This is a genomic window from Acidimicrobiales bacterium (genome assembly GCA_036273495.1).
Classification (GTDB): domain Bacteria; phylum Actinomycetota; class Acidimicrobiia; order Acidimicrobiales; family JAJPHE01; genus DASSEU01.
In genome coordinates this window covers 1-12179 of sequence record DASUHN010000226.1, presented here as the reverse complement: position 1 = coordinate 12179, position 12179 = coordinate 1, and the positions used below count along the sequence as shown (strand labels likewise).

General features: G+C 71.8%; 10 protein-coding genes. 5 read left to right on the top strand and 5 right to left on the bottom strand.

What is annotated here, in order from left to right:
- Positions 1–8 precede the first annotated feature (8 nt).
- Entirely contained in the window at positions 9–1625 is a 1617-nt protein-coding gene (locus VFW24_09585; protein ID HEX5267013.1) for an AarF/UbiB family protein, read from the bottom strand.
- A 103-nt stretch (positions 1626–1728) separates the two neighbouring features.
- Here VFW24_09585 and VFW24_09580 point away from each other — a divergent pair, with 103 nt between their 5' ends.
- Genes VFW24_09580 through VFW24_09570 form a run of 3 tightly spaced genes read left to right on the top strand, consistent with a single transcriptional unit; the run spans position 1729 to position 5213 of the window.
- On the top strand, positions 1729–2325 hold the full coding sequence (locus VFW24_09580) for a hemerythrin domain-containing protein (GenBank protein ID HEX5267012.1): 597 nt from the start codon (positions 1729–1731) through the stop codon (positions 2323–2325).
- An 18-nt stretch (positions 2326–2343) separates the two neighbouring features.
- On the top strand, positions 2344–3348 hold the full coding sequence (locus VFW24_09575; protein HEX5267011.1) for an SDR family oxidoreductase: 1005 nt from the start codon (positions 2344–2346) through the stop codon (positions 3346–3348).
- A gap of 23 nt (positions 3349–3371) precedes the next feature.
- Entirely contained in the window at positions 3372–5213 is a 1842-nt protein-coding gene (locus tag VFW24_09570) for a glycoside hydrolase family 15 protein (GenBank protein ID HEX5267010.1), read from the top strand.
- Here VFW24_09570 and nrfD read toward each other — a convergent pair.
- Genes nrfD through fdh form a run of 3 tightly spaced genes read right to left on the bottom strand, consistent with a single transcriptional unit; the run spans position 5164 to position 10096 of the window.
- Positions 5164–6072, bottom strand: a complete 909-nt coding sequence (gene nrfD / locus VFW24_09565) for an NrfD/PsrC family molybdoenzyme membrane anchor subunit (GenBank protein HEX5267009.1) — start codon at positions 6070–6072, stop codon at positions 5164–5166. The two genes, VFW24_09570 and nrfD, sit on opposite strands and share 50 nt — an antisense overlap.
- Positions 6073–6089: 17 nt before the next feature.
- On the bottom strand, positions 6090–6854 hold the full coding sequence (locus tag VFW24_09560) for a 4Fe-4S dicluster domain-containing protein (GenBank protein ID HEX5267008.1): 765 nt from the start codon (positions 6852–6854) through the stop codon (positions 6090–6092).
- Positions 6851–10096 (bottom strand): formate dehydrogenase, encoded by a 3246-nt coding sequence (fdh, locus tag VFW24_09555; protein ID HEX5267007.1) that lies wholly within the window; start codon positions 10094–10096, stop codon positions 6851–6853. Before fdh ends, VFW24_09560 begins: the two co-directional genes overlap by 4 nt.
- A 97-nt stretch (positions 10097–10193) precedes the next feature.
- On the opposite strand from fdh, the gene bcp reads away from it, so the two are divergent.
- Positions 10194–10667, top strand: coding sequence for a thioredoxin-dependent thiol peroxidase (gene bcp, locus VFW24_09550; protein HEX5267006.1), 474 nt, complete (start codon positions 10194–10196; stop codon positions 10665–10667).
- 10 nt (positions 10668–10677) lie between these two features.
- Complete coding sequence (gene fabZ, locus VFW24_09545) at positions 10678–11103, top strand: 3-hydroxyacyl-ACP dehydratase FabZ (GenBank protein ID HEX5267005.1); 426 nt, start codon at positions 10678–10680, stop codon at positions 11101–11103.
- Positions 11104–11474: 371 nt separating this feature from the next.
- On the opposite strand, the gene VFW24_09540 is transcribed toward fabZ, so the two are convergent.
- Positions 11475–12179: beta-ketoacyl-[acyl-carrier-protein] synthase family protein (locus VFW24_09540; GenBank protein HEX5267004.1), on the bottom strand; the 705-nt coding region annotated here is incomplete at its 5' end.

Here is a 12179-nt window from a genome sequence, read left to right as displayed (position 1 = left end):
GCCAGGGCTCAGCGCCGCCGCGGTCGGTGGTGGTCCTCCATCCGCTTGCGGATGACGTCCCGGCGCTTCTGCAGGTCGTGGTAGGTCAGGGTGTCGACGTCGGACGTCAGGCCGAACGACGCCTTCACCCCCGACAGGTCGAGCGGGACGCTGCGGGGATCGATCCCGACGTCGGCGGCTATGCGCTCTCCGTGGCGGGTGGCGAAGTAGGCGGCTATCTGGCCGATCTCGTCGAAGATGTTGATCTCGGGGGCCAGCGTCGCCAGGGCGTTGTCGAGGAACAGCATGTCCTTGATGAACAGCATGAGCTCCTTCGGCAGGCGGGCCCCGTAGGCCAGGAGCGACTTGGTCAGCTCGCGGATCTCGGCGGTCAGCTCCTCGGCCGACATCTGGGTGGGGTCCTTCACCGGCCCTTCCAGGTTGAGGTCCCGGATCACGGCGTCGACGTCGACGTCGGGGGGGAGGGCGCCCATGTCGCGCAGGGCGGCGATCTGTCCCTTGATGTCGTTACCCGTGGCGCCCATCACCAGGCGGAGGAACGCCAGCCGGCGGGGCTCGTCCAGGCGGCCGGTGATCCCGTAGTCGAGGAGCGCCACCCGCCCGTCCGGTTGGACGAAGAGGTTCCCGCCGTGGAGGTCCCCGTGGAACACGCCGAACAGCATCGAGCCCTCCAGGAACGCGACCATGCCGGCGCGCACGACCGCGGACGTGTCGATGCCCGCCGCCTTCATTCCCGCCACGTCGTCGAAGCTGAAGCCGTCGAGGCGCTCCATGACGAGTACCCGGCGGGTGACCAGGTCGGGGTGCGGCCGGGGGACGACCAGGGCGCGCTGCTCGGTGTCGGCCAGGATCCGCCCGACGTCGAGCATGTTCTGGGCCTCGAGGCGGAAGTCGAGCTCCTCGACGATCGTCTCGGCAAACAGGTCGACCAGCGCCGGCGGGTTGGCCAGCGCGGTGACCGGGATGCGGCCCACGAGGGAGGGGGCAATCCAGCTCATCGCCGCCAGGTCCCGGCGCACCAGGGACGCGACCGTCGGCCGCTGGACCTTCACGACGATGTCCCGGCCTCCCCCGGGCGTGACGTCGGGGTGCAGGGTGGCGGCGTGCACCTGGGCTATCGACGCCGCGGCAATGGGCTTCTCCGTGAACGAGGAGAACACCGCCTCGAGGGGACGGCCGAGGTCCTCCTCGACGATGCGGCGCACGACGTCGAACGGCTCGGCCGGGACGCGGTCGCGTAGCAGCTTGAACTCCGATACCAGCTCCTCGGGGAAGATGCCCTCCCCCGACGAGAGGATCTGGCCCAGCTTGATGTAGGTGGGCCCGAGCCGGACGAAGGCCTCCCGCAGCCGGCGCGACACCCCCCGGCGCGACGGGACCTGCCCCTTCCTCCGGTCGAGGAGATACCAGTTCCCGAGAGCCCATCCCAGGCTGGTCCCGACCGTCACCACCCGGCCGCCCGGGGGCAGCCGGCGCCGGCGGACCAGACGGGGGACCTCCCGGCGGGTCCGCTCCCGCAGCTGGTCGATGCCCCGCCGCCACGACATGGCCGCCGGATCGACGACCCAGGGGCCTTCCGCCGTGAAGGCGCCGATGTCGAGGTCGGTGGCCTCGGTCGCGCTCACCGGCCGACCGTACCCGACGCCGTGGCCCGCCCCCGCCGGAGGTCCGGCCACCTCCGCCCCGGAAGCATTTCCGGCCCGGGATCCGGGTAGAGGACACGCAGTCATGACCGTCCCCGAAGAGGTGCTGCAACGCGAGCCGTACGGACCCGACCTGGTCGAGGTGATCCGCGAGGACCACGCGCAGGTCTCGGACGCTCTGGCCCACCTCGTCGGGGTGAGGGACGCCGCCGAACGCCGTGAGCTGTTCCGCGCCGTGGTCCGGCAGCTGTCGGTGCACGAGGCGGCCGAGGAGGAGGTCGTCTACCCCCACCTCCGCGGGCTGGGGACGGAGGCGGTCGAGGTGCGCAACCGGCGCCTCGAGGAGGAGCGGCAGGCCAAGCGCCTCCTGGCCCGCATGCTGCGTCAGGAGCTGCTGAACCCCGCCAGCCGCCGCTTCCGGCGCAACCTCGAGCGGCTGCACTCCCTCGTCCGGGCCCACGCCGCGGCCGAGGAGGCCGAGGTCCTGCCGCTCCTCACCGGAGCGGAGGGGGACACCAAGCTGCGGCTCCTGGCCACCCTGTTCGACCAGGCCAAGGCCACGGCGCCGACCCGTCCCCACCCGCACGGCCCGGACCGGCTCGGCGGCCTCGTGGTCGCCGCTCCGGTGCTGGCGGTCGTGGACCGGGTCCGGGACTACGGGCGCCGCCTGATCACGGGATAGAGGAATAGAGGAGAGGTCATGGCGGGACGTGGGGTAGCGGTGGTCACGGGTGCGAGCGCGGGGGTCGGACGGGCCACCGCAGTGGCCCTGGCGGAGGGGGGCTTCGACGTGGCCCTGCTGGCGCGGGGCCGGGCCGGACTGGAGGCGGCGGCCAAGGACGTCGAGAGCGCCGGGGGCCGGGCTCTGGTCGTGCCCACCGATGTCGCCGACCACGAGCAGGTGGACCGGGCGGCCGAGTTGGCCGAGGAGCAGCTCGGGCCGGTGGAGGTGTGGGTGAACGACGCCATGACGACGAAGTTCGCCCCGTTCTGGGAGGTGGACCCGGACGAGTTCAAGCGGGCGGTCGAGGTGACCTTCCTCGGCCAGGTCTGGGGGACCCGCGCCGCCCTGCAGCGCATGGTGCCCCGCGACCGGGGGACCATCGTCAACGTCGGGTCGGCCCTGGCGTTCATGGGGATCCCCCTGCAGTCGGCCTACTGCGCGTCCAAGTTCGCCTGCCGGGGGTTCTCCGAGTCGGTGCGCGCCGAGCTCATCCACCGCGGCAGCAACGTGCGGATGTCGATGGTGCACCTGCCTGCCGTCAACACCCCGCAGTTCAACTGGTGCCGCTCGGTCTTCGACCGCCACCCCCAGCCCGTGCCGCCGATCTACCAACCCGAGGTGCCGGCCAAGTTCATCGTCGAGGCCGCCCTCGACGGCCGGCGGGCCAAGATCGTGGGGTCCTGGAACAAGCTGCTGGTGGGGGCGTCCAAGGTGATGCCCGGGGTCGGGAACCAGTTCGCCGCCATCGGGGCGTGGGACGCCCAGTTGACCGATCTTCCGGTTGACCCCGGCCGGCGCGGGAACCTGTGGGATGCCGGGGACGACTCGGGGGACGAGGGGGCCCACGGGATCTTCGACGACCAGGCGTCCGGGTTCCGCGATCCCAGCTTCCTGCGGACCCTGCCCGACACGGGACGGAAGTTCGGGATCGCCCTGGCCCGCACGGCCAGGGAGAAGGCGGCCCGCCGGCGCCGTCCCTAGAGGCGATGCCGTCCCTAGAGGCGATGCCGTCCCTGGAGGCAGTGCCGTCCGCAGAGCAGGCCGCAGGTGGCGCCCGGGATGCCGGACGCGACATCGACGACCTCCGCCCCGACGGCTTTGCGCCGATCGAGTGCTACGCCGCGGTGGGAGACGGGCGGAGCGTGGCCCTCGTGGCGCTGGACGGGGCCGTCGACTGGTGGTCCCTGCCCACCATGGACGCCCCCCCGGCGTTCTCGCGCATCCTCGACCCCGACGCGGGAGGCCACATCAGCCTGCGCCCGCGGGGCCCGGCTCGCGCCCGCCGGTCCTACGTCGGTCGGAGCGCGGTCCTGCAGACGACCTTCACCACCCCGAACGGGGAGGTCCGGGTCACCGACTCGGCCAATCTCATGGACGGCCACCAACTCCCGTGGAGCGAGCTGGCCCGCCTGGTCGAGGGAGTGTCGGGCCGGGTGGAGATGGAGTGGGAGGTCGCGGTCGGGGACCGGTTCGGCATGGCCCGGCCCTGGGCAACCGAACGCGATGGGGTCCCGCTGGTGACGGTCGAGGACCAGTACCTCGGGGTCGTGGCCGACGAGGTGGGCAAGCCGGTCATCGACGGTCGGGTGGTGCGCGGCTCGTTCGAGGCCCACGAAGGGTCGCGCCACCTCCTCGGCATCGTGTCCACCGACGGTGAGCCGCTGTTCGTCCCCACTCCGGACGAGGTGTGCGCGCGCGTCGAGCAGACGACCCGGGCCTGGGACGCGTGGAGCTCGCGCGTGCAGGCCCAGGAGCCGTGGCGGGACCACGTGCTCGACAGCGCCCGGGCCCTCAAGCTGCTGATCTACTCAGACACCGGCGCCATCGCCGCCGCTCCGACCACCTCCCTGCCCGAGGCGGTAGGACACACCCGGAACTACGACTACCGGTTCGCGTGGGTGCGGGACATGTCGTTCGTGATCCAGGCCCTGATCTACCTCGGCGCCCGCGAGGACTCCCACCGGTCGCTCTCCTGGCTGCTCTCGACCGTCCGGCGCACCGTCCCGGATCTGCACGTCTTCTACTCGCTGGACGGCCGCCTGGCCGAGGACGAGGCCGACGTCCCCTTGCGGGGCTATCGCGACAGCCGGCCGGTCCGCTCCGGGAACGAGGCCGCCCGCCAGTCCCAGCTGGGGACGTTCGGAGACCTCATCGACGCCGTGTGGCTGTACAGCGAGCGGGGCAACGTCCTCGACGAGTCCACGGCGGAGACGGTCGCGGCGTTCGCCGACCGGGTGTGCGACACCTGGCTCCAGACCGACAGCGGGATCTGGGAGCTGGACGAGCAGCGCCACTACACGTCGTCGAAGCTGGCGTGCTGGTTGGCCCTCGAGCGCTCCACCCGGTTGGCCGACGCCGGCCGGATCCACTCCCGCAACCGGGACCGTTGGGCCTACGAGCGGGATGTCGTCGCCGACTGGATCCGGGAGCGCTGCTGGTCCGAGGCCAGGCAGGCCTACACCTTCTACGCCGACACCGACCTCCTGGACGCCGCCGTGCTCCGGGCCGGCCGCATCGGGTTCGACCGGGGGCCGCAGCTGTCGTCGACCATCGACGCCGTGCGGGAGGAGCTGGCCCGGGGACCGCTCGTCTACCGCTACAGCGGGATGGAGGGGATCGAGGGGACGTTCGTGGCCTGCTCGTTCTGGATGGTCGAGGCCCTGGTGTACGCCGGCCGAAGGGACGAGGCGGTGGCGCTCATGGACGAGCTCGTCGGCCTACCCAACGACGTCGGCCTGCTGGCCGAGGAGATCGATCCCGGCACCGGGGGATTCCTCGGGAACTTCCCGCTGGGCCTCAGCCATCTGGCCCTGGTCGGCGCCGCAGACGCTCTCGCTGAGGGATGACGGTGTCGTCCGGGTCGCGGGCGGACTGCAGCCCGGCCTCGAAGACCGCCCACCGCGTGCAGGCCGAGCCGGCCAGCAGGGCGGAACCCGACAGCGCCGCCGCCACCCGGCTGCGGCGGGCCCCCACCGCCGCTCCGACCAGACCGGCCAGGGTGAGGGTCTCGGCCCGGCGCGTCCACCGGTGGGCCCGGCCCTCGGTGTAGGCCCGCCCCGCCCTCCCCATGCTCTGGCGCATGATCCGGAACAGCGCCAGCTCCCCGGCCGCCCCCGCCACGCCCATGCGGCGGGCGGGCCCGTTGTCCCGGCGGGGGGCGGCCACCAGGCCCAGCCCACCGGCCGCCGAGGCGGCGGAGGAGGCGAACAGATAGGGCATGTGGCGGTGGCCCTCGTGCCAGGCCGGCACGGCCGTGTCGGAGACGAGCACGCCCGTGTACGACGCCACCGCCGGCCCGAGAAGCGCCGCTCCCGCCGACGCCGCCGTGCCCAGTCCCGGCCGCAGCCCGGTGGCCGCGGTCCCCGCCGCCGTGACGGCCATCGGTCCGTAGGCGGCCAGCAGCCACGATCCGACGCTCATCGGCGAGGTGGGCTTGAAGACCCGCAGCATGTTGTAGAACCGCTCGGGACGGCCCAGGTCGTGGACCAGCGCCGCCGCCGAGAGCCCGATGGCGCCGGCGGCGGCCAGGCGGCTGGACCGGGCCAGGCCCGGGCGTCCGGTCAACTGGGCCCCGAGCGCGAGGGTCGACGAGGCCCCGGCCAGCCCGCCCAGGAAGAAGTAGCCGGCTATGTCGCGGCTCTTCCACACCGGCTGGCTGATCACCGGCAGCCCGTAGTACGAGCGCGGCGTGGCGTCGGGAACCATCGATCGTTCCGCGCTGGTCATCGGCCGGCCCGGAGGAAGGACGCCGCCGCCCCGGTCGCCAGGGCCAGCGCCGCCATGGCGGCGTGACGCCACATGGCCGGGAGGTCCCGGGTGGTCACGACGGGGTCGGGCGGGAGCCCGTACACCTCGGGCTCGTCGAGGAGGAGGAAGAAGGCCCCGTTCCCGCCCACGCCGTCGTCGGCGTCGTGCCCGTAGAGCCGGGCGTCGGTGACCCCCGCCTGCTGCAGCTCGGCCAGGCGACCGGCCGCCCGCTCTCGCAGATCGTCGAGCGGCCCGAACTGGATCGACCTGGTGGGACAGGTCTGGGCGCACGCCGGCTCCGCTCCGACCTGCAGGCGGTCGTAGCACATGGTGCACTTCCAGGCCCGGCCGTCCTCCTTGCGCTGGTCGATGACCCCGTAGGGGCAGGCGGGGATGCAGTAGCCGCAGCCGTTGCAGATGTCCTCCTGCACCACGACGGTGCCGAACTCGGTACGGAATAGGGAGCCGGTCGGGCACACGTCGAGACAGGCGGCCTCGGTGCAGTGCTTGCAGACGTCCGACGACATCAGCCAACGCAGCCCGTCGGGCCGGGCCTGCTCGATGAAGGCCACATGGCGCCAGGTGTCGGCTCCGAGGCCAACGGTGTTGTCGTAGGACATCCCGGTGAGCGCCAGCCCGTCCTCCGGGACGTGGTTCCACTCCTTGCATGCCACCTCGCACGCCTTGCAGCCGATGCAGATCGACGTGTCGGTGAAGAAACCCAAGCGGGCGGTGCTCACACCTCGGTCCCGGTCTTCTCGGTGATGCCGGCCCGGCGCTGGTACTCCTCGACGAGGGCGGTCAGGGCCGGGCCGCGGGGCCGGCGTCCGGGGCGGATGTCGGCGGCCAGAGCCTTGACCTCCTGGATGTGCACATTGGGGTCGAGCGAGATCGAGGCCAGCTCGTTGGCGGCATCGCCCGTGCTCAGGCCGTTGGGTCCCCAGTGGTAGGGCAGGCCGATCTGGTGGAGGGTCCGGCCCTGCACCTGCAGGGGCCGCATCCGCTCCGTCACCAGGACCCGGGCCTCGATGGCGCTGCGGGCGGTGACGATCGTGGCCCATCCGAGGTGCTCGAGGCCCCGTTCGGCGGCCAGGGCGGGGGAGACCTCACAGAACATCTCGGGTTGGAGCTCGGAGAGGTAGGGCAGCCACCGGCTCATCCCGCCCGCGGTGTGGTGCTCGGTGAGCCGGTAGGTGGTCGTGACGTAGGGGAAGACGTCCGATCCCGGCTCACTGCCGGACGGCTGGTACCGGTTGTTCCGGCGGCTGAAGACCTGGCGCACCGGGTTGCGCTGCTGGCGGTACAGCACGTTGTCGAACGGGGAGTCCTGGGGTTCGTAGTGGGCGGGGAGGGGGCCGTCGGTGAGCCCGGCGGGAACGAACAGCCAGCCCTTGCCGTCGGCCTGCATCACGAAGGGGTCGGTGCCGGACAGCGCCGCCGCTCCGCGCGCCCCCTCCGGCGCCACGTAGGACGGCTCCTTGTCGGCGCTGAAGTCGGGGACGTCGTGGCCACTCCAGCGGCCCTGGTCGGGATCCCACCAGACGAGGGCCTTGCGCACGCTCCAGGGCCTCCCGTCCGGATCGGCTGACGCCCGGTTGTACAGGATGCGGCGGTTGGCGGGCCACGCCCAGCCCCACTCGTTGGCCACCCAGTTCTGCTCGCTGGCCGGCTTGCGGCGGGCGGACTGGTTCACGCCGTCGGCGTACACGCCGCAGTAGATCCAGCACCCGCAGGTCGTCGAACCGTCCTCGCGGAGCTGCTCGTAGGACGCCAGGGGCCGGCCATCGGAGTCGTAGCCGTTGATCTCGGCCAGCACGGCCTCGGCGGTCGGCTCGGCCAGCGCGCCCTCGGTCGGGTAGTCCCAGGTCAGGTCGAGGAGGGGCCGGTCCATGGGGTCGTTCGACCCGGCCAGCTTCTCCCGGATGATCCGGCCCAGGTGGAAGTAGAACCACAGGTCACTGCGGGCGTCCCCGTCGGGATCCCGGGCGATGTGGTGCCACTGCAGCATGCGCTGGGTGTTGGTCAGGCTCCCGCTCTTCTCGGTGTGGGCGGCGGCGGGGAAGAAGAACACCTCGGTCCCGATGTCGGCGGTGCTCATCTCCCCTGTCTCGATCTCGGGGCCGTCCTTCCACCAGGTCGCCGACTCGATCAGGGAGAAGTCCCGCACCACCAGCCAGTCGAGGTTGGCCATGCCGAGCCGTTGCATCTTGGCGTTGGCCGAGCCGACGGCGGGGTTCTCCCCGGCCAGGAAGTAGCCCTTGCACGTGCCGTCGATCTGGGCCATCACCGTCTCGTAGCTGCTGTGGTCCCCGGTCAGACGGGGCAGGTAGTCGAAGCACCAGTCGTTGTCCGCAGAGGCGGCCGGCCCGAACCAGGCCTTGAGCAGGCTGACGGTGTAGGCCTTCATCTCGGCCCAGAAGCCGTACTCCGGGGCCTCGGCCTGGACGAAGCTGTCGAGGTCCTCGTGCTCGTGGGCGTGGGGCATCGGGATGTAGCCGGGAAGCAGGTTGAACAGCGTCGGGACGTCGGTCGAGCCCTGGATGCTGGCGTGGCCGCGCAGGGCCATGATCCCGCCCCCGGGGCGGCCGATGTTCCCGAGGAGGAGCTGGAGGATGGCGGCGGTGCGGATGTACTGGACCCCGACGGTGTGCTGGGTCCAGCCGACCGAGTACACGAACGCCGTGGTGCGGTCGCGTCCCGAGTTGGCCGCGACCGTCTCGCACACCCGGAGGAACACGTCCCGGGGGACGCCGCAGATCTCCTCGACCACCTCGGGCGTGTAGCGGGCGAAGTGGCGCTTCACGATCTGGAACACGCACCGGGTGTGGAGGAGGTCGGGGTCGTTCTCCGGCCGCCCGCTGATGGCGGCCCCGCCCGAGCCGTGGGACTCGCCGCGGGCGGCCTCACGGACCGAGGCGCCGGACCGGGTCCGGTCCTCGTACTCCTGGTCGCGGCTGCCGGCGGCGGCCTGGATCTCCATGCCCTCGTACATCCAGGTGTGGAAGTCGTACTTGCGGTTCTCCCGATCGAGGCCCGAGAACACGCCGTCGAGGTCCTCGGTGTCGGCGAAGTCCTCGTTGATGATGGTGGGGGCGTTGGTGTAGGCGACGAGGTACTCCCGGAAGTAGCGCTCGTTCTGGATGACGTAGTTGACGATCCCGCCCAGGAAGGCGATGTCGCTGCCCGCCCGGAGCGGAACGTGGAGGTCGGCCAGGGCGCTGGTCCGGGTGAACCGGGGGTCGACGTGGATGACCGTGGCCCCGCGCGCCTTGGCCTCCATGACCCACTGGAACCCGACCGGGTGGCACTCGGCCATGTTCGAGCCCTCGATGACGATGCAGTCGGAGTTCTGCAGGTCCTGCTGGAAGGTGGTGGCGCCGCCCCGCCCGAACGAGGTCCCCAGACTGGGGACGGTGGACGAGTGTCAGATGCGCGCCTGGTTCTCGATCTGGATGGCGCCGAGGGCGGTGTACAGCTTCTTCATGAGGTAGTTCTCTTCGACGTCCAGCGTGGCCCCGCCCAGGCTGGCGATCCCGAGGGTCCGGCGCACCCGGACCCCGTCGGCGTCCTCCCACTCCCACGACTTCCGCCGGGTGGCGATCACCCGGTCGGCCACCATGTCCATGGCCCGGTCGAGGTCGAGGACCTCCCAGTCGGTGCCGTGGGGCGGCCGGTAGAGGACACGGTGCTCCCGCGCCGGCCCCGTCGTCAGCTGCAGGCTGGCCGCCCCCTTGGGGCACAGCCGGCCCCGGCTGACGGGGGAGTCCGGGTCCCCCTCGATCTGGACCACCCGGCCGTCCTTGACGTAGACGTTCTGGCCACATCCGACCGCGCAGTAGGGACAGATGGACTTGACGACCTTGTCGGCGGTGTAGGTCCGGGGCAGGAGCCGGTCGCTGTGCCCGGACTTGGCTGCCGCCCCGCGTCCCGTCCGGTCCCGGCCCTGCAGCTGACGGATCACGGGCCACCGCGTCAACTCGATCTCGCCCCCCTCCTACCCGGCGCCGTTGCCGCCAATCCGGACCCTACCGAGGGGGAGGCGGGCATGGCCGCCGGCGCCGACCCACTACCTTCCTCACATGGCCCGATTGGCACCCGGCGACAAGGCGCCCGACTTCAAGTTGCTCGACCAGAGCGGTAGGCCGTTCCGCCTGGCGGACTCGCTCAAGCGGGGCAAGGGTCCGCACCTGGTGTACTTCTATCCGAAGGCGGACACACCCGGGTGCACCACCCAGGCGTGCGGCCTGCGCGACGTCGCCGACCGCATCGGGGACGCCGTGGTCATCGGGATCAGTCCCGACGCCCCCGAGAAGCAGGCCAAGTTCGACACGAAATACGGCCTTGGCTTCCCGCTTCTCTCCGACCCCGACCACTCTGTCGCCGACGCCTACGCGGTGTGGGGGGAGCGTTCGCTCTACGGCCGCAAGTTCATGGGCATCGTGCGCTCGGCGTTCCTCATCGACGCCAAGGGCAAGGTGGCCGAGGCCTGGTACAAGATCAGCCCGGCCGACACGCCGGAGAAGCTCCTGGCCGCGCTGAGCGCCAAAGCGTGAGGGTCGGGCGGTGAGCCTGCCCCGGCCCGACGAGATCCTGCCCCACCGTCCCCCGTTCCTCCTGCTGGACGAGATCACCGCCGTCGAGCCCGGCGTCTCGGCGCGGGGCCGGTGGCGCCTGACGGGCGAGGAGTGGTTCTTCGCCGGTCACTTCCCCGGCCGGCCGACCCTGCCGGGCGTGCTGATGGTCGAGTCCGTGGCCCAGCTGGGGGCGGTGGCGGTGCTCCTCGATGAGCGCTACGCCGGCAAGCTCCCCCTGTTCGGAGGGATCGACTCGGCCCGCTTCCGCCGCCAGGTCGTACCGGGTGATGTGTTGGACCTCGAGGTGGAGATGGGGCGCCTGTCCGCCCGCGCCGGGCGGGGCAAGGGTCGCGCTGCCGTCGAGGGCCGGACGGCCTGCGACGTGGAGCTGCTGTTCGTCATCGTTGACGCTTAGGTCACGCTGGCTCCGACCCGCCGGCAGACGCCGGACGCTCCGGTTGCCCACCTACGTCGGTTTCAAAGTCTCCGAATCTGACTGGGGGCTCCAGCACCGCCGCCACCGACCGCTCAGGGTGAATTCGGAACAGGCTGGAACACGGGGCGTCACGCCATGTCGTCGCCAGGCTGCGCTGGGTGTCGGGGGCGGTGCGATCACGTCCCGACGAGCTCGTCTACCGCCGACGCGACGTTCCGTCCTGTTCCGAATTGCTGCTTCTGCCGGGTCGTCGAACGCTTCTTCACCGACAGTGGCTTTCGGACAATGTGGAACTGACCTCTACAGGTGCCCCCTGCCCCCATGCCCCTCCGGGTCCCCGGCGCTCGTCGTCAGTCGGCGGGCACCAGCACGAGGCAGCCGTTGTGACCGCCGAAGCCGAACGAGTTCGACAGGGCCGGCCCCGGCTCCCACGCCCGGGGCTCCCCGGCCACCACGTCCAGCTGGATGGAGGGGTCGGGGTGCTCGTAGCCGGACGTCGGCGGGATCAGCCGTCGGTCGATGCTGAGGGCAACCGCCACCGCCTCGATGGCCCCCGCCGCCCCGAGGGCATGGCCGGTCACTCCCTTGGTCGACGTCACCGGCGGCCCGGGCGATCCGAAGACCTTGGTGATGGCCTCGGCCTCGGCCGCGTCGTTCAGCGGCGTCGAGGTCCCGTGGGCGTTGATGTGGCGTACGGCGTCGGGGGTGACCCCCGCGTCCTCCAGCGCCAGCTCCATGCACGTGGCGGCGCCGGTCCCCCCGGGCGACGGCGCGGTGATGTGGTAGGCGTCGGCGGTGCTGGCCGACCCGGCCACCAGGGCGTAGATGTGGGCCCCGCGCGCCCGGGCCCGCTCGAGCTCCTCGAGCACGAGGACGGCCGCACCCTCGGCGATGACGAAGCCGTCGCGCTCGGCGTCGAAGGGCCGAGAGATCCCCAGCCCGGACAGAGCCGTCATGTTGCCGAAGCCGGCCAGGGACGTTCCGGTGATGGCGGCCTCGCTGCCTCCGGCCAGCACCACGTCGCACCGGCCCGAAGCGACCAGGCGGGCCCCGTT